Source organism: uncultured Granulicatella sp. (assembly GCF_963528195.1).
In the GTDB taxonomy this organism is placed as follows: domain Bacteria; phylum Bacillota; class Bacilli; order Lactobacillales; family Aerococcaceae; genus Granulicatella.
Genome location: NZ_CAURVN010000003.1, coordinates 11,679 through 37,558 on the forward strand (window position 1 = coordinate 11,679; position 25,880 = coordinate 37,558).

Below are 25,880 nucleotides of genomic sequence, written 5' to 3' on the forward strand. Positions count from 1 at the left end.
TTAATTTCCTCCTATCATTGTTAACGTTGGTAACATTAAAATAATGTACATTGACATAATCATTAGCCCAATTCCAATAAATAAAACTGGCTGAACAAGCATTATTTTCTTTTCCAGTGTTCCTTTAAAATCTTCAAATGAATTTTTGGAAAATTGTCGTAATTTAATGTCTAATTGGTGAGTTAGTTCTCCTTGTACAATTAGTAAAATAAGTGGTTGTTGAAATAACTTCAATTGATCAATCGCCGCTGCAAATGAAATTCCTTTTTGCATTTTACTTTCAATAAATTCAGCAATAGCCTTTGTTAATGGACTTGTACCTGCTTGTTTCATCTGTTCAATCATTTGCAGCAATGACTGTCCATTTCCTAAAAAGTAGGCAAATTCTCTAGCGTATAAAAATGTGTAATATTGACGAACTATACTTCCTACAATAGGTAGGCGAATTAATAAGCGTAGACGGTACAAAATTGTTTTATTTTTCCAATATACATACACTATACTTGCTACAGTAACAATAAACAGACTGATTCCTAAAACAATCCAAGGTAAATGAACAAAACCATTCCATATCAAATAAAGCATCATATGCTCTTTGACACTCTCTACTTGAACCATGGATTGCAGTTGCCCTAATAGTAAATAACGAATCGCAGCAACCATACAAACTAGAAACACAATTAAAATACATGGATACATTAATACTTGGCGTAATTTTTTTAGTTGAAGATCTTTTTGTGTTAAATATTGTCCAATTGTCAAACAAGAAAGTGCAAAGGAACCTGTCGACATGGATAAATAAATTTGCGAACAAATGGAATCAGAATAACCTACAAGATGTAAAACTTCATCAAATCTCTCACCTATCAATAATTGTTTCATCATTTTATCAATCACTTGTTCTTGCTTTGGAATGAGTAATTTGGCAAATTCCAAAGTTTCTTGTAATGTAAATCCCTCTTCTAGTAGTTCTCCTACTTGTGTTAAAAATAACGCTTGTGTTTTGTTAGACCATTTCTTAATAGATTTGGTAGGCTTCAAAACTTTCTTTTGAAATATATCCAAGTGCATAAGCTTTCCTCAACTTTCTATTAAACGGATGTTCCAAAGGATTCAACATATCTTCTTCTTGAATTAAATATTGCAATGAAATTCCATACGCAATATCAAATAACGTTGCCTTTTTCTTTGAAAGAGGAATGTGATTACAGTGGAAGCAACAATGGCTTTGACAAAGAGAACAATATCTCGGTACTAAACGTTGTGCGACTACTGCCACTAATGTTTGTCTTAATAAATCTTTTGTAACTCCTAATTCCTCTAACCTTGAAATGACTCCTTTACAATCTTTTGCATGAAGCGTCGCCAACATTAAATGCCCTGTTAATGCACCCCGAATAACCATTTTAGCCGTCATTTCATCACGAATTTCTCCGATTAACATCATATCAGGATGATGCCTTAATGAACTTTTAATCAGTAATTCATACGTAATTCCTGCTTTTTCATTAATTTCTGTTTGTAAAAACAACGGTTCACTCATTTCAACTGGTTCTTCCATTGTGATAACTTGTAAATTTGTATCACTGACACGATTTCTTAACAGGTGATACATTGTTGTAGTTTTTCCGGAGCTAACAGGTCCTGAAAATAATATTAGCCCACTTTTGTAATGCAACATTTTTTGAAGAAGCTCAATATCTTTTGGAAAATAAGTAGATAACTCTCCAGATTTATTCTCCTCCATCGATAAATGTAATAAACGAATGACAACTGATGTTTGCATTTTAAAGTTTGTAATCACTGATAAACGTAATTCTATACTTGTTCCATTCCTCAATGCATATTTCATTGCACCACTTTGTGGTCTACGTTTTTCCCCTACATCCATTCCAGACCGATACTTCATAAAGGTAATCCACCGATTAGCAGTATCCGAATCAATTGTCTTTAGTAAGGATAATTGCTCTCCATCTCGTAAATAAAAACGATACTCCTCACCAAAGGGCAATAAATGAATGTCATCAATGCGGAATTGGAGTGCTGCCAATAAAATTTCATTCGTAAGCTCCTCCATTTTTCTCCCTCCTTTACAAAAAATTGACTAGTCACTATATATATATGCAAAAAAGTCGAGAAAAAATTTTTTTCTCGACTTTTTTTATTATTTTTTTATAAATCCTAATAATGCTCCAAAAATCCCACCTAAGCTATCTAAAATTACATCTTGTATTAACGGTGTTCTCCCTGGGGTTAATCCTTGGTGAAACTCATCTGTTATGGCATATAACACAGTAATAAAAATCGCAATCATTAAACTCCAAACTGGATTTTTTAGGTGAATTTTTAGCCCTCTAGACCAATGATAGCCAATGAAATAGTAAACTAAGAAATGAGCTCCCTTCCGAATGAAAAATTCAAGAAATTGAGCATATCCTAAACTTGGAATACTAATCACTTTTCCTGCATAAGTAAAATGAATTTTTGATAGCATTTCAGAAAAAGGTTGAAATGGTAAAGTTGTCTGTATGTTTGAAACAAGCGATTGATCATGATACGGCATTGACGAACTGTAAAAAATAAGTCCCATTAATACAATGGCAATGATAATCGATACCGTTCCTCTAGTGGTTCTTGTCATAGAATCCCTCCTATTTACTAGAATAAACTCATTATTGGCTACTGTATACAAATTGTCAAGCGATTTTAAAAAAACAAAAACTCTTACTATAACATCCGTTACAATAAGATTTTTTATCATATTAAGCTTGTACTGGCAATTCTTCTCCAATTACTGCTAAGCGTTCCATTACTTCTGCAGGAGTTAATCCTTTAGCAGCAACATAACGATTTCTTGGGTGAACACGGCATTCATGACTGCATCCACCGATATATTTTGCTTCATTTTCTTCTGAAGTTAAAATTCGGCGGTTACATTCTGGATTTGCACAGTTTACATAACGTTCACATGGAGTTCCATCAAACCAATCTTTTCCGACTACAACTGGATTTACATGGTTGATATCTACTGCAATACGTTCATCAAAAACATACATTTTTCCATCCCATAATTCGCCTTGTACTTCTGGATCTTTACCATAAGTCGCAATACCACCATGTAATTGACCTACATCTTTATATCCTTCACGAACCATCCATCCTGAGAATTTCTCACAACGAACTCCACCTGTACAATATACTACTACACGCTTGTCCATGAATTTTTCTTTATTATCACGAACCCATTGTGGTAATTCACGGAAGTTACGAATATCTGGACGAATTGCTCCACGGAAATGTCCTAAATCATATTCATAATCATTTCTTGTATCTAAAACAACTGTATTTTCATCTAATAATGCTTCTTTGAATTCTTTAGGAGATAAGTAGGCTCCAGTTGTTTCTAAAGGATTAATATCATTATCAAAATCATTATCTTCTAATCCTAAATGAACGATTTCTTTTTTGTAACGAACAAACATTTTTTTGAAAGCTTGTTCTTCTTCTTCATCCATTTTGAACCATAAGTCTTCCATTCCTGGTAAAGAATGAACATAGTCCATATATTTTTGAGTTGTTTCATAATCTCCTGAAACAGTTCCATTAATTCCCTCATCAGCGACTAAAATACGTCCTTTTAGTCCAATTGATTTACAAAATTCCAAATGATCTGCAGCAAATTGTGCTCCATTTTCGATGGATACATATTTATAGTACAATAGTACTCGAATTTTTTTTGACATAAACTACCTCCAAAGTAATTTCTTAATGAGTACTCAGTATACCACTTGCACAAACTGATATCAAAGAAACTGCTTAACAACAACGGATAGATAGTTTTTTCACAAAGTTTATATGTAATCTAAAAATCTTTTTGGCTCTTCTATTGGACTTTCGTGTTTTCCAATCCATTTTTCCATCCAAACAATATGATACCAACGATCAAATTTATAACCACATCGTTTAAATTCTCCTACTAATCGATAGCCCATATATTCATGATATTGAACACTATTATTTGTTAAATATTCATCTTCCACTTCAGGTGTTGCAATACAAGCATAGACATTTTGATATCCTAATTCTTGTAATGTAGTTTCCATTAATTGATATAATTTTTTTCCATATCCTTTTTTTTGTTGATTTTGTTTTAAATAAATACTAATTTCTGCTGACCAAGAAAAAGCTTTCCGACTCGCAAAAGGGCCTGAATAAGCATATCCTAGCACTTCTCCTTCTTCCTCGACTACATAATATGGATATTTCTCAAGAGTCGTTTGAATTCTTCTTTCGAATTCTTCAACACTTGGAACATCATATTCAAAAGTAATCGCTGTTTTTTCTACATAATATCGATAAATTTCAACTAATGCTGCTGCATCTTCTATTGTTGCTACTCTAATTGCCATTCAAAATTCCTTTCATATTACTATTTTCATTTTTTGTAGTATACCACAGCTTCATTCTTGACAAAAAATTTTTTCTCTCTTAGGCTATGCTTATAGAACTCGAAAGGATGAATCTTATGAAATATTTTTTAACAAGTAGTGCAAGTATTCCTGAATCTTATAAAGTAAACTCCGCTAATGGTTTTATTGAAAACTTAAAAAATGCACTTGGCAAAACAACGATTAAAACCTTATATATTTCATCTGACCCAGATGCATATGAATTAACAGATGACTTTTCTTCTTATACAAAATTAGGCTTTGAAGAAGTTGGACTTCATTTTGATCCATTTATTATTTTTGACCACCGTCAAACAGTAGATGTTCAAGAATATTTAAATGAAGTAGATTTAGTTATTTTATCAGGTGGTCATGTCCCTACACAAAATCAGTTTTTCCAAGAAATTCAACTAGCTCAAAAAATCCAGTCTTTTGAAGGGGTCATTATTGGCATTAGCGCTGGAACAATGAATGCAGCAAAAACTGTTTACGCTCATCCTGAATTAGAAGGGGAAAGTATAAATCCAGATTACCAAAGATTTCTAACAGGTTTAGGACTGACAACGAAGCAAGTAATTCCTCACTATAATTTTTTAAAACACGAATATTTAGATGGAAAACATGTCATTAAAGAAATTGCTACGGAAGATAGCATGAATCAAGAATTTTACATTTTCCCAGATGGGACTTATATTTATGGACATGATGGAATGGAAGAATTATACGGAGAAGCTTATCTCTTAAAAGATAAAATTTTCAAAAAAATTAATACAAATGATCAGATTATTTCACTTTAAACAATCATTAACCTATTAAGACGACTTCGGTCGTCTTTTTTGATAATAAAAAACACCCCATCGAAAAACGATGGAGTGAGACTTGTTGAATCTTTTGATTAACGACGTAAACCTAAACGGTTGATTAACTCACGGTAACGTTGGATATCTTTGTTACGTAAGTAAGCTAATAAGTTACGACGGTGACCAACTTTTTTCAATAAACCACGGTTTGAGTGGTAGTCTTTTTTGTGTACACGAATATGATCGTTTAAGTGATTGATTTCGTAAGTAAGTACAGCAATTTGTACTTCTGGTGAACCAGTATCTCCTTCTTTAATCGCGTACTCTTTGATGATTGCGTTTTTTTGTTCTTTAGAAATAGCCATTTCTAAACACCTCTTTCTTATATTATTCCTTCTACTGAGTAAAACGTTGGTGAATCGTAAAACTCGGTACAAGGTCCGTGTTAAAACACACTAATAGATTAACGTAACTCTATCAAAAAATCAAGTAATTTGATAGTTTTATTATTGAACTTCTTTATGTGTTTTTCTATCGAAGTATACATGATTTGGTAACATTGCTTGTCCACCCATTAATTCTTCAATTGAACCAATTGCATATCCTTCTTTTTGTAAGAAATTCAACAGACTTGGTAAAGCTTCAACTGTTTCTGGATGAATGTCATGCATCAAAATAATCGAACCATTATAAGTTCCTTCTCTTACTTCTTGAAGAATACTATTTACATTACGACTCTTCCAATCTAAAGTATCTACAGACCAATTTAAAATAGCAATTCCTGCTTGTTCTGCAACCATACGGTTAAATCCACCATATGGAGGTCTTAAAGTTGTTGGACGAATTCCGCCAGTAGCATCTCCAATTAATTTTTGAGTATCTGCTACTTGTTGATGAACACCTTCAGGAGTTAATGTTGTTAATAATGGATGGCTGTAAGAATGATTTCCTACCTCATGTCCTTCTTCAATAATTTGCTTAATAATCTCTTCATTTCCTGGAACATGTTTTCCCATAATATAGAATGTTGCATGAACTCCATATCGTTTTAAAATATCTAAAACTTTCGGAGTCAACTCACTACTTGGACCATCATCAAAACTAATTGCCACACGTTTTTCATTTAAACGTTCCTCTAATTGATTTTTCCAATTTTCATATGCTTCTTGTTCTGATTCAGGAATACGATCACTTTTTAAAATTGGAAATAGTTCTTGGAACGCAAATGAAATTTGAGTCAATTTTTCTCCGTTACTAGTTTGAATAGGTTCTTTCAAGTTGAATCTAAATCCATTTTGAATAATAGATGCATCTAAGTTTTTCCAATTTTCATATGCAAATTCTTGTAGTAATTGGTTAGTCTGTTCTTCAGATAAAGATTGTTCCTTAGCTACGTTCATAGCTTTTTTAACAAAATGATTCGTAACTTCTAAGTCATTTACAAATAATTCACCAATAACAGCTGTCCCAGATTTTTCTTTTCCTTCTAATTGATGACCTAATTCATCATAAGCTATCTGTTCCAATCCTTTTTTAGTTTCTTGGTAAACAGATTGGTAATAATAGACATCTTTCACGCCTGTTAAAACAGAAGATTGATATACTTTTAAATATACCCAAGTACGTTTCGATTCATTTTTATATTGTTCTTTTGCTTTTTCTAATAACTCATCTAATTCCTTTTGAATAGGTTCTACGATTGTTTGGTCAACAGTAGGATATGACACCGTAAATACTGTATTCCCAATTGTTTGAGATTGAACTTCTACAGCTTCATTATACTGCTGTGCATCTGTTGCTTCAGCTTTTCTCATAACAGATTCATTTCTTCTAATCAAATGATTTTTTGCTAAACTGCTGACTACGAACCACTCTACTAATACTAAAAATAAAATCAATATTGCAATTGCAACTAATTGAGGTAGTTCTAATCGTTTTATACCTTTCAAGTCTCTCTTCATATTTCCTCTTCCTAATCTTTACATTTTATGATTTTGTTGGCATTTTGGACAAATCCCAAAAACTTCCATACGATGCCCTAGAACTTTATAACCCATCAATTCTTCTGCAACTGATTCTACGTCTTCTAATAAGGGATAAAACAAGTCCTCCACAATACCACATTCTTGACAAACAACATGATAATGCTTCCCTATATTAAAATCATATCGACTAGCATCATCCCCATACGTTAATTCTAGTAAATATCCTTCATCTGTTAATTTATTCAAATTATTATAAACGGTTGCCATACTAATATTTGGATCTTTCGCAACAATAGCTGTATAAATATCTTCTGCGGTTGGATGATGTGCCTCTGCTAAATAATCTAAAATAGCTATTCTTTGAGTCGTCATTCTTACGCCATCTTCTCTTAGTTTTTCTTTTAATTGTTTCAGTTCTTTTTCGTACATAGAATCCCTTCTTTAATATTTAAATTTCGGATAATTTCTTCTATGATAACATCGTTCTGTAACATTGTAACATATTTGTAATATTAATACTAGCGTTAAATTGTCTTACTCTATTAATTATCATAGTTCATTTCATTATACTAATAACTTATCAAACAAGCAAATTGCTTAACCAATTAATTAAAAGTCAATACATAAAAAATGGACATGAATCTAAAATTTTAAATTCACCTGTCCATTTTTATTAAATGACTATTTTTTCAAACGATATTCTGACTTATGAATACTTTATTGTACTAAACGATTATACCCCATCGCTTCTCTAAGTGGTGCTGCATCAATCCCCAAAGCCTCGACAATTGTATAAGAAAATTCAAATGCTGCTGCGGGCCCCGAACCCGTAATCACTCGACCATCTTGATAAACAAAATTCCCTGTATAAGTACCATCAACAATTTGTTTTTCAAATCCAGGATAACAAGTGTAATGACGATTTTTTAACGCTCCAGAATTTTCAATGGCAATCGGTGCAGCACAATTAGCTGCAATGATTTTACCTGCATCATAATGAAGTTTTACAAAATATTGTACCGATTGGTGTTCTTTTAATAATTTTGCCCCTGGCATCCCACCTGGTAAAATTACAATATCATATAACTCATTCATAACCTCTACTAATTCTTTATCTGTTGAAATCGTTAAATTATGTGAACCTGTCGCTACTTTAGCATCTACTCCAACTATATCGACTTCTACTCCTGCACGACGTAAAATATCCATTGGCGCTATTGCCTCAATTTCTTCAAAACCTGTTGTCAATACAATGGCTGCTCGTTTCATTTGAACTCCTCCTTGTTCTTCTTCCTTTCCATTTTACCGATTTTTATTCTTATTTTCAACAGTGGTAGCGTTTCAGTTATCCATTGACAATTCCCTTTTTTCTCAGTATATTGAACTCATTAATTGAAAATATAACCCCTAGGAGGAAACAAATGACTTGGAAAATTATTACAGATTCTGGTTGTGATATTAAACACTTAGAATCTCTACCTGAGCATTGTACTTACATTAATGTTCCTTTAACGATTCATGTAGGTGAGGAAGAATTTATTGATAATGAAGCATTAGAAATTGATCAAATGATGGTAAAAATGTATGCCTATGAAGGAAAAACTTCTTCATCTTGTCCAAGCCCTGAGAGCTATTTACAATCATTTGAAGGTGCCGACAATATTATTGTCGTAACGATTACTGGTACTTTATCAGGAAGCCATAATAGTGCACAATTAGCGAAAAAAATGTACTTAGAAAAACATCCTGAAGCAAACATTGAAATTATCGACAGCTTATCAGCCAGCGGAGAAATGGTATTACTCACACAAGCCATTGCAAACTTCATCAAAGAAGATCCTTCATTTGAAGTAGTTGTTGAGAAAGCTCATAATTACCATTCAAAAACAAAATTATTATTTGCTCTAGCAAGTGTTGATAATCTTGTTAAAAATGGTCGTCTTAGCAAATTAGTTGGGCGTGTTGTTGGATTATTAAATATTCGTATGGTTGGACAAGCTAGTACAGAAGGAACATTAGAGTTACTCCATAAACCACGTGGACAAAAGCGTGCTGTTACTGCCATTTGGGATGAAATGAAGAAAAATAATTATCAAGGTGGACGTGTGGCGATTAGTCATTGCGACAACCCTGAAATTTGCGCCATGATTACAACAGCGATTCATGTTGAATTCCCTAATGCCGATGTTCAAGCGTATCCTACTAGTGGATTATGTAGCTACTATGCTGAACAAGGCGGTATTTTAATGGGATATGAAACTCATTAATAAAACTCTATCATAAAAAATAAACGACTCCTATCAAACGATAAGAGTCGTTTTTATTATACTAATTCACTTTTTAAATAAGTATCTACTAAAGCTTCGGTTGCTTGAATTGATTTTATATGTGTTCTTTCATAGGAATGACTTGATTCAATTCCTGCTCCTAGTAAAGCATGTTTGACATCTGCTCCTGCACGCATGGCAGCTGAAGCATCACTTCCATAAAATGGATAAATATCTAATCGATAGTTGATTTCTTTTTCTTTTGCTAAGTCTACTAAATGTTGACGTAGCGTATAATTATAAGGACCAGAACCATCTTTTACACAAATAGAAACCGTATATTCATCTGTTTGTTGGTCATCCCCCATTGCACCCATATCGACTGCTAAAAATTCCACAGCATTTTCAGGAATACTACTATTCGCCCCTGTTCCTGTTTCTTCAATACAACTAAACATAAAATGTGGTGTTAGCAAACTTCTATATTATAGAACGAAAGTAATAGAATTGTTGTTTAAAATTAAACTTTAGAATTAAAATATTTTATAGTTCAGAAATACACAAGAAATATTTTTGCTGATTTTGATCTGTCACACAATATTTTTTATCATCTGACCAGCTTTTATTTATGGCTACTTTACTAATAATCTTCATCAATCACTCCTCGATTAACTTTACAACATTATTATATTCTTAACTAATGAAAAGTAATTCGTAGTCCGTCCATTCTTTCACACTTCCTAAAGATACATAAATTTTTACCACGTTCTGAAATTATAAATTCTTCTTAAAATGAATAATTCTATTTGCCTCCTGAAATCCAATATTGAGATGAAATATTATAGAATCCGTATTCGTTAAAGTACAGTCACTTGCAAACTCCTTACATCCTTTATTTTTCGCCCATTCCTCACATTTTGTACAGAGATTTTTAGCAATATTCTTTAAACGATATTCCTCGTCGACAATAATCCCTTCTAAGAATCCAACAGGACTATATTTACAACCTTCAACATAATCAAATCTGAGTGAACATAGTGCTAGACCTACAATTGTGTCACCTTCAACTTCAGTAAAGATTGCAGTATTTTTGCCATTCGTATATTTTTTTACTTCATCAATAGCTTCTTTATCAGACAATCGGGGCCATAATTGTTTCATTAGTTTAGCCGTTTTTATATAATCATTTGTTATTCCATCCATATTGATGTTCCTCCTCAAATTACAAGCAAATGTTTCGAATCATGCTGTTACTTTGTTGCTCATTGATTGATACCAATACCATCCCCTTCTACTTTTCGACTGTCTCAGCTTGGAAGAGCAGAGCCACACACTCAGCGGTTCGAACTTACCGTATCATCTCGTCGGTGTTTCTCCTTATTCTACGAGTCCTATCCCATTGGCGGAGCATCTACTTCTACTTCGCTAATGCCTCAGCTCGTACAAGCAGTGATACCACCTCAACATGAAACAAGTGAACACTATGTATGCTAAGTAGTCTTGTCTGTAAGTAGAAACAGGTCTATAAGCTTTTTATCAATGGCATAAGGTTATCGTACATAAGAGTCGTTTTTATTATACTAATTCACTTTTTAAATAAGCATCTACTAAAGCTTCGGTTGCCTAAATTGATTTTATATGTGTTCTTTCATAGGAATGACTTGATTCAATTCTCCTTTGTTCTATTTAAATTTTGTGTGATACATTCACAGCAACATTCATCAATAACTTTCAATTACATAACCTCCATATATTTAAAACCATTTAATTCAAGGTAAATCCCAACCAATTTTCATTTATAGTTTTTAAATTAAAAAATACCCCTTGATTGTATCGTCAATTATCGGTATCATTCAAGGGGTGAATAGGAAAAATAGTTTATAGATTCTTTACATTCAAAGCTCTAAAAGCATTTAATACTGCGATGATAGTTACACCTACATCTGCAAATATAGCTGCCCACATAGTAGTTATTCCAAAAGCACTCAAAATAAGAACAATTATTTTTATTCCAATTGCAAATACTATGTTTTGATGTGCAATTTTTAGTGTCTTTTTAGAAATCTTCATTGTAGTAGCAATTTTCGATGGTTCATCAGTCATAATTACAACATCAGAAGCTTCAATGGCCGCATCAGAACCTAAACCACCCATTGCTATTCCAATGTCTGCACGAGCTAATACAGGTGCATCATTGATTCCGTCACCAACAAAGGCAAGTTTACCTTTTTTAGATTTTTGCGAAAATAATTCTTCTAGTTTTTCAACTTTGTCTGCTGGCAACAGTTCTGCATAAACCTTATCAAGACCAAGCTCTTTAGCAACTTTTGAACCAATACTTTTATTATCACCTGTCAACATAACTGTTTGTTTAATATTAGCTGCCTTAAGTTCCTTGATTGCTTGTGCTGAATCTTCCTTTACCTCATCGGCAATTACAATGTAACCTATATATTTGTTATTAACAGCAACATGTACAATAGTACCGATCAGCTCTCCCTTGAAATAAGGGATATCCATCATTTTCATAAGTTTGATATTTCCTGCCATAACCTTTTTGCCATCTACTGTTGCAATAACACCATGACCTGATATCTCTTCTACATCTGAAATACGTCCATTGTCTATTTCTTTGCTATATGCACGTTTCAGTGAAAGTGAAATCGGATGATTGGAATAGCTTTCCGCATGTGCAGTTAATTCTAGTAGTTCTTCTTTGGAAACTCCTTCTGGATGAATTTCCTGTACATTAAATACACCTTTCGTTAGTGTTCCAGTTTTATCAAAAACAACAATTTCAGTTTCTGCTAATGCCTCTAAATAATTACTACCCTTGACTAAAACACCTTTTTTTGAGGCTCCACCTATTCCACCGAAGAAACTCAAAGGAATTGAAATAACTAAAGCACACGGACAGGATACCACAAGGAATGCTAGTGCTCTATATATCCAATCACTAAAAGTCGCCCCGTCTATAACAAGAGGTGGTATAATAGCTAGAAAAACTGCAATTATAACGACAACCGGTGTATAATATCTCGCAAACTTCGTAATAAATTGTTCTGAATTGGATTTTTTACTACTTGCATTTTCAACTAAATCAAGAATTTTACTTACAGTAGATTCTCCAAATTCCTTGGTAACCTCTGCTGTAATAACCCCATTAATGTTGATGCACCCACTTAGGATATCACTTCCAACTTCTACTTCACGAGGAACAGATTCGCCTGTTAGTGCCGATGTATCAATCATTGAACTTCCCTCAATTACCTTGCCATCAAGAGGAATTTTTTCTCCTGCTTTAATTACAATAATATCTCCAATTTGTACTTCATCTGGGTCAACTTTGACAAGTTCATCACCTTTTTTAACATTTGCATAATCTGGTCGAATATCCATAAGGCTTGCAATTGACTTTCTCGACTTGCCAACTGCATAGCTTTGAAACAGTTCTCCAACTTGATAAAACAGCATAACTGCAACACCTTCAGGATACTCACCAATAAAAAATGCACCAATTGTTGCAATACTCATTAAAAAATTTTCATCGAAAACTTGACCTTTAAAAATATTTTTTACAGCTCTTTTTACAACATCTCCACCTACAATAATGTAACTTATTATAAAGAGAGCAATCTGTAACCATTCGTTATTTAAACTAAGCAATACTGCTGTAGCTAACACGGCTGCACCAATAATTATTCGCCATAGTCGTTTTGTCATACTAAATAGCCTCCTTTAAGCCTTTTTCATAGTTGTATCGGGTTCGATTTTTTTAACTATTTTTTCGGCCTCTGCTATTATTGTTGGCATTTTTTCATCCTCACCATCAATAACGAGTTTTGTGGTCATAAAGTTAACAGTAGCTTCTTTCACTCCATCAAGCTCATTAATAGCCTTTTCCATTTTTGCCGCGCAATTTGCACAATCTAAACCTTCAAGTATAAATTTCTTTTTCATTATTAAATCCTCCTAAATATTATTTGTAATTTTATTTTGAATACTACAAGTCTTTTTCAAATTTTCTTGAAGCATTGCTCATTTGAAATGAAGACTTAAATATATGCCAAAATATCTTCAAAAAATATTCTATTCTACCGCATTACTACTTCTCGTTGATATGAATTAGACCTTGGTCAAATATTTCTCTTACATGATCATCAACTAATGAATAATATACTACTTTGCATTCTTTTCTGTTTTTCACTAAATTAGCTTGTTTTAAGACTCTCAGCTGATGGGAAATTGCTGATTGTGTCATGTTAAGTAATACAGCGATATCACAAACACACATTTCAGTTTCATGTAAAGCCCATAATATCCTGATTCGTGTTGAATCTCCAAATACTTTAAATAATTCTGCTAGATCATAAAGGCTTTCTTCTTGAGGCATTTTATCTCTAACTTGATTTACAATATCCTCATGAATTACATTGCATTCACATCTTTCAATTGAATTAAATTTTTTAGTCATATTATCACCTCTTTTTAAATCATTTCACCTGATTACTTGAACAAGCACTCATACGTTGTATATTTATTATATTATTACTTTTTTCTTGTGTCAATAGTTATATGAGCATTTATTCAAGTGTTTTTTTATTATTTAAAATATCTCAAAAACATCTACTAAGACATTAGTACAGTCCTTTCTCGGTATCCTGTTCCATACATATCCTTTAAACAATTCCTTAAAAATAAAGACTTCTCCTTCGTACAAGTTTTCGGTTTCTTTAATAGCTTCATATAACAGCTTATTACATCACTCATGTGGTCAACTCCTTATCAATAACCTTATAAACAACATTTTTGATAATATCACATGTATAAATCATGTAAAAGTCAATGCAAAAACCGCCAATCAAGAGAACCTAACTCTTAATTGACGGTTTATATTAGTATTAAATCATACTTCCATTTCAATTCCAGATTTAAAGCATATTACAAAGTGGTCATCATAAACACTAACATTCTGGATAATCTTCCTTACTAGGATATCATCATAACGTGTAACCATTACTGGAACATAAGCTATAAATTTCGTCTTTAAAATGTCCGTTATTTGCAGTTAATATGTTGGGTACATTTTCTAGCACAAAATACTTCGGTATAACAACACTAACTACCTCAAAAAAATATTTAAATAAAAAATTACGTGGATCATCCATTATTTTTCTTTTCCCTTTTTGAGAAAATCCTTGACAAGGTGGTCCCCAAACAATTACGTCTATATTTTTATACTCATTAAAAACATCATCAATATCTAATTTTGAAATATCTTCATTAATCATTTTCACTTTAGGATGATTTTTTTTATAAAAATTAGCTATAGAATAGTCAACTTCATTTGCTAAAACAATTTCAAATCCTGAGTCGAAAAATTCTTTAGATAGTCCACCAACTCCAAAAAACAAATCAATAACTTGTCTTTTCATCTTCTACCCTCATATTCGCTAATTTAGCATATTTTTCTTCTAATTCAACACCGATAAAATTTCTATTTAATCTATAGCTTGCAATTGCAGAAGAACCGCTTCCTAGAAATGGATCTACTACTAAATCGCCCTCATTAGAAAGCAATCTTATAAAATGTTCGAATAATATAATTGGCTTTTGTGTTGGATGTTTACCTAATTTCTTTTCCCTAGCAGTCGTGACAGATGTTTCAATATAGTCTAGAACCAATTTACCTTTATTATTGAATGTTCCTGTTTTTGTTTTATAAGTAAAATATATCCAGCACTCATTTGAATTAACAAAATGTAAATTCATATTTCTAGGTATTGGATTTGTTTTGTGCCAAATTCCAGTGGTTTTATAATAAAAACCAAATTCATTTACTATTTCAACAAGAGTTTCAACCCTTAATATTGACATAAAAACTATCATGGAAGCACCATTCTTAAGTATCCTACTTAATTCTTTAAAAACAATATCATATGGTCTTTCCAATAATCCAATTATAAAAATTAAACTGGGATTCATAACAAATCCCAGTTTCATAATTAGCGTATTCTTTTAATATAATTTTGTTTTAATTTCCCCCCTCTGCCCGTTCGTTTCTCTTATCTTTAAATAACTAATATATTTCATCTTAATAATATATTATAACACTTAGAGATATATACCTGCTATTTTACCAATCATTCAACTTACACTTCTAAAAATCTCTTAAACTTGCAATAAAAGAAGCTAACGCCCAAAATAAGCAGAACACCATAATGATATACAACAACGCCGTTCCAATACCAAGTAGGAATGTAATAAATGCAGAAAGTCATATGCTATCATTCTTTTCTATTAAATCATTTTGAAGTGTCTCAAAGCATCCATGATGGCTTCTTCTTTTTAAGGTGTACACTATGGAATAATTTGTTTCTCCTTTTTTGACTTGTTGTAATGTTCTCGTAATTCTATTCCACATTTACTTTTTATCTGTGCAATATATAATGTTGAAACTTTTAATTGAAATTTATTCCAAACATATTCTTTGATTTGAGCATATGTTGCTTTACTCTCCGCACTTGTCAAATCCATCTCATCCAACTCAATTTCAACACTTATGTGCTTATCGACATCAAGTTTGGACAAAAGTGCTACCGTCTCAACGTAGACCGTTACAACACGCCTACTCGTGTTGTCCTTCCCTTCTACCGTTACGATAATATTTCCCTTTGGTGTTCTTTTATAAGGGTATCCTAATTTTTCTAGAGTTTTCATTAAATACTCTTGTACTCCTACTGTATATCCCGTTGGAGAAGGGACTGCTAATAATTCTTATAAAAATCCTATTGTTTGATTCATCCTAAATTCCTTTCAAATAACTTCTAAATTCCTACCATATCTCGGTAAAGTTGATGCGCATAACTATCAGTCATTCCTGAGATAAAATCAGTTGCCAATAATAAGCGTAAATATAATTTTTCCACTTCAGATTTACCTTCTGCAAAATAATGATACGAACGTTTTTGACTTTCAGAAATGATGCCAATTTTCTTCAAATCAACATAATCTAATCGACGGTTTGTATCATAGGCTACTAATGGTGGAACAAAACTATCTAATAAATACGTTAAAGTAGAATAACCTGAAATTTCCAAACGTAAAATACTTTTATGATCATATATTTTATCTTCAGAAATTTTTCTTAAATGCGTATATAATTCATGCGCACTAGAGTCCGTTAATAAATCTTCTTGATACTCTCCATTCATAATCTTCTCATAATGAAGAACAAAAGACTCCGTCGCTGCATCGATTAACATTGTTCTTAAATCGACAAAAAATTGATTAATACTAAAAATTTCCTCATCAATGGTTTCTAATATTTTCACGACTTTTTTTGAATGCGAAGAAGTTTTATCTTCCTTTAATACCGTAAGTAAATACTCTTTTACAACAGCAAATCTTAAAACACCTTTTCCAATAGCATCTTCCATATCTGCAATTAAATATGCAATATCATCTGCAGCTTCTAAAATAAACGTCAATGGATGTCGATTTTCTCCTGTTCCAGTAATCGAAGTAATTTGACGGAAAATATCCTCTTCAGATCTGAAAAATCCTACTTTTTTTGAAGTGATTTTCTCTGTTTTTGGCTGATTAGAAGCTCTTGTATATTTTAAAATCGTATTAATCGTTGCAGGAGTTAAATCTAATCCATCAAAATTCCCCTTAAAATCATGTAATTTCGATATAATTCTTAGTGATTGAGCGTTCCCTTCAAAATGATAAAAATCGTGTACATAGGGGCTTGCTAAAAATTCATCTGCTACATCTGAATGTTCTGCTAAAATTCGTGGTAAATTTTTTTTAAACCATTGACGAATAATATCTTCTCCAAAATGTCCATACGGAGGATTGCCAATATCATGTAATAAACTTGCACATTCCACAATTCGAGCAATATCACTTTGATGCTCAATCATTTCTTGTTTGCTGGAATCTGTTTCGGTCAATGAATCTTGTTGCAACAATCGTACAATTTCACTCACTAATGTTCTTGCAATCATTGCTACTTCTAAAGAATGTGTTAACCTTGTATGAATAAAGTCTAATCTTTCTAATGGAAATACTTGCGTCTTATCTTGTAATCGTCTAAAAGCAGGACTTGTTACAATTCTTTTATAATCATCATCAAACTCGTTACGATGGTTTGAATCTTTATCTGAAAGACGAGTAGTTGCCAATAAAGTTTTCCATTCCATGTCATCACTCCTTTCCTCTATCTTAAACCAATTTACGAAACATTTCCATCTTAGAAAGAAAAAAGAGCAAAGTATTCGACTACTTCACTCTCTAATAATTATTTGGATAAAATCAATTCTTCTTTCATATGAATATCATGTAATTCTCGTTTAAAGAAAAACAGACAAAGAACTAAAGAAATGACATCTGATACAGGAGTAGCAAACATCATCCCCTCTACTCCAAAAATATAAGTCATCAATAACATGACAGGTAATAAAATCAATAATTGTCTTGCTAATGATAAAAATGCTCCCGTTTTTGCTTTTCCAATTGCTGGGAAAAATGTTGTAATTAAAATCGTTATTCCATTAATGAATAAAAACATCATAAAGTAACGCATATAACGAACTCCAAATTCAAAATACAAATCATTTCCATTTCCGAATAATTGAATAATTTGTAAAGGAAAAATTTCAAACACTGCCCAAGTAACAAATGAAAGTCCAAATCCTATTTTTAATGCTAGAAAAATCGTTTGACGTACTCGCTCGTAATATTTTGCCCCATAATTATATCCGACAATCGGCTGAACTCCTTGCGTCATTCCAATAATTAGCGCAATAAAAATAACAAATACTTTAGAAACAATTCCACCAACTGCAATTGGAATTTCACTTCCATAAATAGACATAGCTCCATATGTTTTCAATAAATTATTCGACACAATTTGTACAATTAAGGCTGATATTTGAAAAATAAATGAAGTCAATCCTAGAGCAGCAATTGCTTCTACTTGCTTCATATGCGGGATAAAATCTTCCCATTGAAACTTCACGGAACGAAACTTTGGAATATAAGCAAATAATAATAATGCTGAAACCATTTGACTGATCACCGTTGCCCAAGCTGCTCCAGCAATTCCCATTTGAAATACAAAAATAAAAATTGGATCTAATACCGTATTTAAAACAGCTCCGACAATTATCGCCATCATTGAAAAAGTCGCTCTTCCATCTGAACGAACAAGCGGATTAAATCCTGTTGAAAATAAGAAAAACGGAATTCCATACGCCGTAATTCGAGAATACTCCATGGCATAATCAAAAATTTGATCCGTTGCTCCAAATAATTGCATTAAAGATGCTAAGAATATTTGAACAAGCAGGCAAAATGCAATTCCCATCACGATTAATTGAACAACCGCTGTTCCTGCAATTTTTCTAGCCTTCTCGACTTCTTTACGACCTAATTCTAAATTAAAATTAGATGCAGCCCCTACTCCTGTCATTAATCCTAATGCTAAACAAATCGTTGTAATTGGAAAAGCAATATTCGTCGCAGCATTTCCTAAATACCCGACTCCTTGTCCAATAAAAATTTGATCCACAATATTATATAAGGCATTGACGACATTAGCAATCATTGCGGGAATCGCTAATTGCATCAATAATTTTTTGATGGGCTGCGTTCCCATCGGGTTTTCAATAGTTGTCATGAACGAACTCCTTTTTTATTACTACAAACAAAAATATTGTAAGGCTGTTTAAATAAATATGTCAATGAAATATTTTTTCTATATGAATAATAGTTATCTTTTTCTATTTTTCCAAACTCTTTCTATGATACTTAAACTACTCGATTTGTAAATATGGTTCCTTGAAATAGTCGTATCTCGTAATCTAACAATCTCTGGATGATTTCTCACATCACTTTTTGTCCAAGAACTGTAATTAATCCCTAATTGTTCACACATTTCTTTTGTTGTTAAGTTTTCCTTGCACATTGTCATTTTTTGATATCCCAATTTTTGTAACAATTTATCAAATCGTTCTGGATTTTGTTCAATTACATTAAATACTAAATCTTCTACTTCCATAAATGTTATTCCCTTCTATTTATCAGATACCTTATTATAATACCATTTATTAATAAACAATGAATAGCACATTTGTGAACTATAAAGATCTTCCCCAAACTTTACACTCATAAGTGCTTCAGCTATAATTAACTACAAAGATTGAGTCTATTTCTTATAGGAGGGAAATTATGGAATGGTACGATTATATGATAAACGCATCCAAACAGTCACGTTTTAATGCGAGTCACTGGTTTCGATATTTACGTAAAGTTATTTTTGAAGACCATTCTTATTTAACAGAGGAAGATATCGAGAAATTATTAAACTCCAAAGAACTTACCCATTTTCAAAAAGTGAGTTTAAAATATGCTATACAAAAACATAGCCCTACTCATGAATATGTTATTTCATTAAATAAACCCGCTAAATTAACGAATGTTCAAAAATTAATGGAGAAATACAAACATGGATAAAATGAAACCTGTCTTTGAAGCCTTAAACCAAGAATTAACTCAAAAAAATCTTTCTTTAACAATTATTTGTGTTGGTGGTTATGTGTTAGAATATCATGGCTTGCGAGCTACTCAAGATGTAGATGCTTTTTATGAAGAAAATCATCATATCAATGAAATGATTGCTCGTGTAGGTCAAAAGTTTAATCTGAATACTCAAGAAGAACTATGGCTCAACAATAATGTAGCAAATATGAATCAACAACCTCCATTAGACTTATGCGAAACCTTGTACTCCTTTACTCACCTAACCGTACTAGTTGCACCAATTGAATATGTACTCGGAATGAAAACAATGAGCGCTCGAGAGCAAGATTTAAAAGATATCGGGATGATTATTAAATTTAAAAACTTCCATTCCCCTTTCGAAACCTTTGATACCTTGAAAAAAATGGGCTTTTCTATCATTGATTTTTCAATTCTATTAGAAGGATTTAGCTACGCATACGGCATTGACTGGTTAGAGGAATTTTTCAAAGAAAACCAAGAACAACTTCAAAAATATTATTAATCACCCTAAAGACAATTTCTCATTTAGAAGTTGTCTTTTTTGCATGTAAAAAATCCTGTTGGTAATTTCTCACCAACAGGATTTGTTGAACAGCCTTAATCTATTAGTCTTCTAATGGACGAGAGAAGTTTGCAATTTCACGTTGAACACGTTCTAAGTATGCTTCAACTGTCATTGTGACAGTTTCTTTTGAACCATAGCGACGAACAGTCACTGTTCCTTCTTCAACTTCTTTATCCCCAATTACTAATTGATAAGGGATTTTTTGTGTTTGAGAGGCACGAATCTTGTAACCCATTTTTTCATTACGGTCATCTAATTCAACACGTAATCCTAAGCTCATCATTTTTTCTTTTAATGCACGAGCTGCATCATAATGATGTTCTACACTTACTGGAATAATAGTTGCTTGAACTGGAGCTAACCAAGTTGGGAATGCTCCTTTATATTCTTCGATTAAATAAGCTACAAAACGTTCTGCAGTTGAAACTACCCCACGGTGAATAACTACTGGACGGTGAGTGTTATCTCCATCTTCACCCACATAAGTTAAATCGAAACGTTCTGGTAATAAGAAGTCTAATTGGATTGTAGACATTGTTTCTTCTAAGCCCATTGCTGTTTTGAATTGGATATCTAATTTTGGACCATAGAATGCAGCTTCACCAATAGCTTCAAAGTATTCTAAGCCCATTTCATCCATTGCTTCTTTTAACATTGCTTCTGCTTTGTTCCACATTTCATCATCATCAAAGTATTTATGTTTATCTTCTGGATCACGATAACTTAAACGGAAACGATAATCTTTTACATTGAAATCTTTATATACTTCACGAATTAAATCTAAAATACGTTTGAACTCATCTTTAATTTGATCTGGACGAACAAATGTATGACCATCATTTAATGTCATTTCACGTACACGTTGTAAACCAGATAATGCTCCTGATTTTTCATAACGGTGCATCATACCTAATTCAGCAATACGGATTGGTAATTCACGGTAGCTGTGAATATGATTTTTATAAACCATCATGTGGTGAGGACAGTTCATTGGGCGTAATACTAATAATTCGCCATCTCCCATATCCATTGGAGGGAACATATCTTCTTGATAGTGTGCCCAGTGACCTGAAGTTTTGTATAAACCTACATCAGCCATTACTGGAGTGTACACATGTTGATATCCAAGAGAAATTTCTTTGTCTACAATGTAACGTTCAATTGTACGACGAATTGTAGCACCTTTTGGTAACCAGAATGGTAATCCTGAACCAACTTCTTGGCTAATCATAAATAAGTCTAATTCTTTTCCTAATTTACGATGGTCACGTTCTTTAGCTTCTTCACGCATTTTCAAGAATTCTTTTAAGTCTGCTTTATCAAAGAATGCTGTTCCGTATACACGTTGCATCATCTTGTTATCAGAATTCCCTCTCCAGTATGCTCCTGCAAGAGATAATAATTTGAAGACTTGAATACGTCCTGTTGAAGGTACGTGAATTCCACGACATAAGTCTACGAAATCTTCTTGTTGATAAATAGAAATTGTTTCATCTTCTGGTAAACCATTAATTAATTCTACTTTATATGGATCATTTGCAAAGATTTCTAACGCTTCTGCACGACTTACTTCACGACGTACGATTGGATAGTTTTCTTTTACAATTTTCATCATTTCAGCTTCTACTTCTGGAAGAGCGTCTTCTGTTAATTGGTTTGGCATATCTGTATCATAGTAAAATCCAGATTCAATTGCTGGCCCTACCCCAAAGTGAATTCCTGGGTATAAACGAGTTAACGCATGCGCTAATAAGTGCGCAGTTGAGTGACGTAAAATTCCTAATGCATCTTCATGGTCTGGTGTTACGATTTCAATACTAGCATCTTCAGTTAATGCATGCTCTAAATCGACTAATTCTCCATTTACTTTACCTGCAAGTGCTTTTTTTGCTAAGCTCTTACTAATACTTTCAGCAACTTCTTTCACTGAAATTCCTTGTTCAAATTCTTTTACAGCTCCATCTGGAAATGTAACTTTAATCATTGACATTGTTCTCCTTCTTTCCTTTCAAAAATGCTTTAAAAAACAAAAAAACCATAGTTTGCATACTCATACAAACTATGGGACGTTATTTCTACGTGGTTCCACCCAAATTCATTCGTTTTAAACGAATCTTTTAAACGGACTAACGCTCCGCTACGCCTTGCCTTACTTCATTCAAACAAGGATTCAAAAGTGGTAAAACTATCTCGGATGAAGTGTTCCACCAACCCACTTCTCTCTATTAGATAACCAGATAACAGTTTCTTGTCTTTTTCATCATTTTCAAAATATTTAATTCATTAGCTATTCTACCACTAATTTTATAAAAATCAAGTCATTTGTTTCTTTTTTGAAAATTATGAATAGCGACGATTTTCTCCCGCCAAGAAAATTTCTTTCGATAGGAAACGTACACGTTCAATTAAACGTTTCGCCTTTAATAGTTCTACATCTCCACGATTTGAGACACTTAAATGTTCTTGTAATTCTTCAATCGTTAAATTAGATGAAAAGAATGTTGGTAATTGTTGCATCATACGATATTCTAATACAATCATTAAAATTTCATCTCTAAACCATGCAGAATTTGATTCAGCTCCAATATCATCTAGCATTAAGATTGGTGAAGTTTTTAAAAATTCAACCTTTTCTTCTAAACGATTCGCACCAATCGCACTTTTTAATTCACTCGATAAAGTTGGAACATGCACTAAAGTTGTTTCAAATCCGAGTTGAGCTAATTCATTTGCAATAGCTGCTAAGAAATACGTTTTTCCAACTCCAAATGAACCAACTAAATAAATCGCACGATGAAACTCATTTGGTTTTGCAGACAATTCATTAATAAATTGCAATGAAGCTTGAAAAGTTTCTTGACGCTCTTTTGTAATATCTAAGGAATTTAATGTCACCTGTAATAAATTTTTAGGCATATTAATGGCATGAATTCGATTTGTTAAATCTTGCTCCTGTTGTTTTTGGATAAACTCTTGAGTTGGACGATACACAACTTCGACAAAACCTTGGTTGACCCTTAATAGTGGTTCCATCCCTTTAATGTATGTTTCTACTCCTTGGATACGAGCATCACGTTGTTGAATATATTCCAATAGGGCTGAATAGCTTTTCACTAAATTTTCTTGTGGAATTTCATCTTGATGTTCTTGTAAAAATTGTTGAACTTCTTTATCTTGTAAAACTTCTGCTACAATCTTTTGATATTGTTGTTGAAATGCTGTAGTAGCCGTTTTATTGCCAAATAAATCTTGCATTCCTTCCATCTCTATTCTCCCTTCACTTGTTCAGAATTCCCACTTGTTTTCAATTGAGAAAGCTGAGCTTTTAATAATTGAAGATTTTCATCATCCAATGGACTTTCTTTTGTTTCATTTGGTTTCATCGCCCAGTCAGGAACAGAAGCCACTCTTCCTTTCGGAGCATTTCCATAATATTTTTTACCTGAGTATGATTGTACTTGTCGGTTTTCAATTTTTTCTTTACGACTAGCTTTAAATTCTTTATCTCTTTGACGAACTGCTTCAATCGCTTGTTCAGCTGTTTGAATCCCTTTTTGACTCCAATCATTCGCAATCGTATCGATTAAATTTTTATTAATCGTTGGATTATTTTTAACAACTAATACGTAATGAATTAAAATATTAATCACTTCAGATGGAATCGTTCCTACTTGAACTAAATCTAAAATAATCCGCTGTTCTCCATTTGAAACATAACCATTTCTTTGTTGCTTAATACTTGTCATAAAGTCAAAAGGCGTCATTTCTTTTGCTAATGTAATTAATCGTTGAATCGCCTGAGGTAAATGAGTAGACGTTGGAGTTGTTTCTTGTTGTTCTTCTACAACAACTTCTGAAACTACAGGCATACTTTCTTCTTTCGGAACAACTGAAGTTACAGTAGATTCCTCTTGTTTAGAAGCTGCTAAATGCTGATTAGCATTAATAATAATCGAATACAATTCCTTTTCATCAATCTCACCCGTTGATAAATCTGCAGCATAAATCACATATTGCGCAATTTCTCTTTCCGTTAATCCATAATATAATTGGAAGCTATTTAACATTTGCTTCACTTCATCTGTTAAAGCCTGTTCATGAACAAATTGACTCTTTAACAGGTCCGTTAATAATTCCCAATCAATATTAGAATTCATAACTAATGATTCTTGTTGCTTCACATCTTTAATCATTTGTTTTTCTTGAGCAATATTTCTCTTGTACTGTGACATATTAAAAGGTAATTGGAATCCTTCTTGGAAAGTACTGGTAACATCTTGACCATAAGGAGCCTTTTCCTTTACACTAAAACGTTTTTGTAAGATTTCAAAACGTTGATGACCTACTTGATTCACTAAAAGTGTAGATAATAAAGCATCTTTGAAAAATAAATTCGGACTCGCTGGTGCTTGTAATTCAAATGTATATTGAGCACTAATCGATTCTTCATCTTCATAGCGATAGGTTTTTAATAAGCCAACTGATTCTAAACGGATTCTTGCTTGATAAAAATCTGGAATTCCCATATTCACTAATGCTAATAAATCTGCCAATTGAATGACATCACTTTGATAGGAATTCGGAGAAAGCTCACTAAATAAGACTAAATATAAAGTTGAGGCTTGAACCCCTAAAAATGGTACATATAATTGCGTCACAAATTGTAATTCACGTTGTGTCAGCCAAACTTGCTGAGTCACTTGAATACAATCACGTGGATTCAACTGACTCCACTTTATTGATTTCTCGTCCATTTGATCCTCCTATTATGATTTATTATCTTTACGATCCATTTCAAAAGACATTCTCTCTAATTCTTTTAAGAACATTTTTCTATCAGTAAATTGACGGTATACACTTGCAAAACGAATATAGGCAATATCATCAATTTTAGCAAGATAGTCCATGACCATCTCTCCAATTAACATACTTGAGATTTCATTTTCTCCTTCTTGATTAATCGTATGTTCTACTTCATTCACAATTTGTTCTAATTGACTTAATGGAATCGGACGTTTTTCAGCAGAACGAACTAATCCATTTAATAATTTTTCACGATTAAACGCCTCGCGATTTCCATTTCTTTTAATGACTAAAATCGGCGCTTTTTCTAATCTTTCAAAAGTTGTGAATCGATAACCACATTCATCACATTCTCTTCTTCTTCTAATTGAACGACCATCGTCTGCTGGACGGCTATCAATCACTCGTGAACCATTAAATTTACATCTTGGACATTGCATGAC

Annotated in this window: 26 protein-coding genes, 5 pseudogenes and 1 other annotated feature; of the genes and pseudogenes, 4 read left to right on the plus strand and 27 right to left on the minus strand. The window is 32.6% G+C overall.

Annotation, left to right across the window (positions count from 1 at the left end; genetic code table 11):
• The 5 genes from comGB to RWR88_RS01645 form a co-directional block, all read right to left on the minus strand.
• Complete coding sequence (comGB, locus tag RWR88_RS01625) at nucleotides 1–1,071, minus strand: competence type IV pilus assembly protein ComGB (protein ID WP_314450294.1); 1,071 nt, start codon at nucleotides 1,069–1,071, stop codon at nucleotides 1–3.
• Nucleotides 1,019–2,077, minus strand: a complete 1,059-nt coding sequence (comGA, locus tag RWR88_RS01630) for a competence type IV pilus ATPase ComGA (protein WP_314450296.1) — start codon at nucleotides 2,075–2,077, stop codon at nucleotides 1,019–1,021. Before comGA ends, comGB begins: the two co-directional genes overlap by 53 nt.
• 87 nt (nucleotides 2,078–2,164) lie before the next feature.
• Nucleotides 2,165–2,641, minus strand: a complete 477-nt coding sequence (locus RWR88_RS01635) for a VanZ family protein (RefSeq protein ID WP_314349476.1) — start codon at nucleotides 2,639–2,641, stop codon at nucleotides 2,165–2,167.
• 121 nt (nucleotides 2,642–2,762) lie between these two features.
• On the minus strand, nucleotides 2,763–3,743 hold the full coding sequence (locus RWR88_RS01640; RefSeq protein ID WP_314450298.1) for a rhodanese-related sulfurtransferase: 981 nt from the start codon (nucleotides 3,741–3,743) through the stop codon (nucleotides 2,763–2,765).
• Between the two features lie 108 nt (nucleotides 3,744–3,851).
• Nucleotides 3,852–4,409: a GNAT family N-acetyltransferase gene (locus RWR88_RS01645; RefSeq protein WP_314450300.1), complete on the minus strand. Its 558-nt coding sequence runs from the start codon at nucleotides 4,407–4,409 to the stop codon at nucleotides 3,852–3,854.
• Between the two features lie 116 nt (nucleotides 4,410–4,525).
• On the opposite strand from RWR88_RS01645, the gene RWR88_RS01650 reads away from it, so the two are divergent.
• Nucleotides 4,526–5,245 carry a Type 1 glutamine amidotransferase-like domain-containing protein gene (locus RWR88_RS01650; protein ID WP_314349480.1) on the plus strand — a complete coding sequence of 240 codons (720 nt, stop codon included), beginning with the start codon at nucleotides 4,526–4,528 and terminating at the stop codon, nucleotides 5,243–5,245.
• A gap of 98 nt (nucleotides 5,246–5,343) precedes the next feature.
• Here RWR88_RS01650 and rpsO read toward each other — a convergent pair whose 3' ends face one another.
• The 4 genes from rpsO to RWR88_RS01670 form a co-directional block, all read right to left on the minus strand.
• On the minus strand, nucleotides 5,344–5,613 hold the full coding sequence (rpsO, locus tag RWR88_RS01655) for a 30S ribosomal protein S15 (protein WP_006702365.1): 270 nt from the start codon (nucleotides 5,611–5,613) through the stop codon (nucleotides 5,344–5,346).
• Between the two features lie 141 nt (nucleotides 5,614–5,754).
• Nucleotides 5,755–7,209 carry a polysaccharide deacetylase family protein gene (locus RWR88_RS01660; RefSeq protein ID WP_314450301.1) on the minus strand — a complete coding sequence of 485 codons (1,455 nt, stop codon included), beginning with the start codon at nucleotides 7,207–7,209 and terminating at the stop codon, nucleotides 5,755–5,757.
• An 18-nt stretch (nucleotides 7,210–7,227) separates the two neighbouring features.
• Nucleotides 7,228–7,662 carry a Fur family transcriptional regulator gene (locus tag RWR88_RS01665; RefSeq protein ID WP_314349482.1) on the minus strand — a complete coding sequence of 145 codons (435 nt, stop codon included), beginning with the start codon at nucleotides 7,660–7,662 and terminating at the stop codon, nucleotides 7,228–7,230.
• Nucleotides 7,663–7,950: 288 nt separating this feature from the next.
• Nucleotides 7,951–8,502: a DJ-1 family glyoxalase III gene (locus RWR88_RS01670; RefSeq protein ID WP_314450302.1), complete on the minus strand. Its 552-nt coding sequence runs from the start codon at nucleotides 8,500–8,502 to the stop codon at nucleotides 7,951–7,953.
• Nucleotides 8,503–8,654: 152 nt separating this feature from the next.
• Between RWR88_RS01670 and RWR88_RS01675 the strand changes: the two genes are divergently transcribed.
• Nucleotides 8,655–9,500, plus strand: a complete 846-nt coding sequence (locus RWR88_RS01675) for a DegV family protein (protein WP_314450303.1) — start codon at nucleotides 8,655–8,657, stop codon at nucleotides 9,498–9,500.
• A gap of 56 nt (nucleotides 9,501–9,556) precedes the next feature.
• Here RWR88_RS01675 and RWR88_RS01680 read toward each other — a convergent pair.
• From RWR88_RS01680 to RWR88_RS01745, 14 genes and pseudogenes are all read right to left on the minus strand, one after another.
• Nucleotides 9,557–9,970: pseudogene (locus RWR88_RS01680) on the minus strand (peptidase M42); the annotation flags it as partial.
• A 79-nt stretch (nucleotides 9,971–10,049) separates the two neighbouring features.
• A pseudogene (locus tag RWR88_RS01685) lies at nucleotides 10,050–10,154 on the minus strand (phosphotransferase family protein); the annotation flags it as partial.
• Between the two features lie 120 nt (nucleotides 10,155–10,274).
• Nucleotides 10,275–10,703: an aminoglycoside 6'-N-acetyltransferase gene (gene aac(6') / locus RWR88_RS01690; RefSeq protein ID WP_006702359.1), complete on the minus strand. Its 429-nt coding sequence runs from the start codon at nucleotides 10,701–10,703 to the stop codon at nucleotides 10,275–10,277.
• Between the two features lie 675 nt (nucleotides 10,704–11,378).
• A complete protein-coding gene (locus tag RWR88_RS01695; protein ID WP_314450304.1) occupies nucleotides 11,379–13,223 on the minus strand; it encodes a heavy metal translocating P-type ATPase in 1,845 nt (614 codons plus the stop codon).
• 15 nt (nucleotides 13,224–13,238) lie between these two features.
• Nucleotides 13,239–13,460 carry a cation transporter gene (locus tag RWR88_RS01700; protein ID WP_003145146.1) on the minus strand — a complete coding sequence of 74 codons (222 nt, stop codon included), beginning with the start codon at nucleotides 13,458–13,460 and terminating at the stop codon, nucleotides 13,239–13,241.
• A 145-nt stretch (nucleotides 13,461–13,605) separates the two neighbouring features.
• Nucleotides 13,606–13,974 (minus strand): metalloregulator ArsR/SmtB family transcription factor, encoded by a 369-nt coding sequence (locus RWR88_RS01705; RefSeq protein WP_314450306.1) that lies wholly within the window; start codon nucleotides 13,972–13,974, stop codon nucleotides 13,606–13,608.
• A 171-nt stretch (nucleotides 13,975–14,145) separates the two neighbouring features.
• A pseudogene (locus tag RWR88_RS01710) lies at nucleotides 14,146–14,253 on the minus strand (DUF1413 domain-containing protein); the annotation flags it as partial.
• 153 nt (nucleotides 14,254–14,406) lie between these two features.
• Nucleotides 14,407–14,496 (minus strand): annotated as a pseudogene (locus RWR88_RS01715) (site-specific recombinase); the annotation flags it as partial.
• Between the two features lie 4 nt (nucleotides 14,497–14,500).
• Nucleotides 14,501–14,935 (minus strand): DNA (cytosine-5-)-methyltransferase, encoded by a 435-nt coding sequence (locus RWR88_RS01720; protein WP_314349487.1) that lies wholly within the window; start codon nucleotides 14,933–14,935, stop codon nucleotides 14,501–14,503.
• On the minus strand, nucleotides 14,916–15,503 hold the full coding sequence (locus RWR88_RS01725; protein ID WP_314450309.1) for a site-specific DNA-methyltransferase: 588 nt from the start codon (nucleotides 15,501–15,503) through the stop codon (nucleotides 14,916–14,918). Before RWR88_RS01725 ends, RWR88_RS01720 begins: the two co-directional genes overlap by 20 nt.
• Nucleotides 15,504–15,777: 274 nt before the next feature.
• Nucleotides 15,778–16,112: pseudogene (locus RWR88_RS01730) on the minus strand (23S rRNA (uracil-5-)-methyltransferase RumA); the annotation flags it as partial.
• Between the two features lie 215 nt (nucleotides 16,113–16,327).
• Nucleotides 16,328–17,707: a deoxyguanosinetriphosphate triphosphohydrolase gene (locus tag RWR88_RS01735; protein WP_314450315.1), complete on the minus strand. Its 1,380-nt coding sequence runs from the start codon at nucleotides 17,705–17,707 to the stop codon at nucleotides 16,328–16,330.
• 98 nt (nucleotides 17,708–17,805) lie between these two features.
• Nucleotides 17,806–19,185 carry an MATE family efflux transporter gene (locus RWR88_RS01740; protein WP_314450317.1) on the minus strand — a complete coding sequence of 460 codons (1,380 nt, stop codon included), beginning with the start codon at nucleotides 19,183–19,185 and terminating at the stop codon, nucleotides 17,806–17,808.
• A gap of 93 nt (nucleotides 19,186–19,278) precedes the next feature.
• Nucleotides 19,279–19,566 carry a hypothetical protein gene (locus RWR88_RS01745; protein ID WP_314450319.1) on the minus strand — a complete coding sequence of 96 codons (288 nt, stop codon included), beginning with the start codon at nucleotides 19,564–19,566 and terminating at the stop codon, nucleotides 19,279–19,281.
• Nucleotides 19,567–19,736: 170 nt separating this feature from the next.
• On the opposite strand from RWR88_RS01745, the gene RWR88_RS01750 reads away from it, so the two are divergent.
• Both RWR88_RS01750 and RWR88_RS01755 read left to right on the plus strand, forming a co-directional pair.
• On the plus strand, nucleotides 19,737–20,021 hold the full coding sequence (locus RWR88_RS01750) for a hypothetical protein (RefSeq protein WP_314450321.1): 285 nt from the start codon (nucleotides 19,737–19,739) through the stop codon (nucleotides 20,019–20,021).
• Complete coding sequence (locus tag RWR88_RS01755; RefSeq protein WP_314450323.1) at nucleotides 20,014–20,571, plus strand: DUF6036 family nucleotidyltransferase; 558 nt, start codon at nucleotides 20,014–20,016, stop codon at nucleotides 20,569–20,571. Before RWR88_RS01750 ends, RWR88_RS01755 begins: the two co-directional genes overlap by 8 nt.
• Before the next feature lie 103 nt (nucleotides 20,572–20,674).
• Here the strand turns inward: RWR88_RS01755 and thrS are convergent, their stop codons facing one another.
• The 4 genes from thrS to nrdR all read right to left on the minus strand — a co-directional run bounded on the left by thrS (nucleotide 20,675) and on the right by nrdR (nucleotide 25,877).
• Entirely contained in the window at nucleotides 20,675–22,618 is a 1,944-nt protein-coding gene (gene thrS, locus RWR88_RS01760) for a threonine--tRNA ligase (protein ID WP_314450325.1), read from the minus strand.
• A 75-nt stretch (nucleotides 22,619–22,693) separates the two neighbouring features.
• Nucleotides 22,694–22,904, minus strand: a binding site (T-box leader).
• Between the two features lie 70 nt (nucleotides 22,905–22,974).
• Nucleotides 22,975–23,898, minus strand: coding sequence for a primosomal protein DnaI (gene dnaI / locus RWR88_RS01765; RefSeq protein ID WP_314450327.1), 924 nt, complete (start codon nucleotides 23,896–23,898; stop codon nucleotides 22,975–22,977).
• Nucleotides 23,899–23,900: 2 nt separating this feature from the next.
• Nucleotides 23,901–25,388: a DnaD domain protein gene (locus tag RWR88_RS01770; RefSeq protein WP_314450328.1), complete on the minus strand. Its 1,488-nt coding sequence runs from the start codon at nucleotides 25,386–25,388 to the stop codon at nucleotides 23,901–23,903.
• Nucleotides 25,389–25,400: 12 nt separating this feature from the next.
• Nucleotides 25,401–25,877, minus strand: coding sequence for a transcriptional regulator NrdR (gene nrdR, locus RWR88_RS01775; protein ID WP_314450330.1), 477 nt, complete (start codon nucleotides 25,875–25,877; stop codon nucleotides 25,401–25,403).
• Nucleotides 25,878–25,880 lie beyond the last annotated feature (3 nt).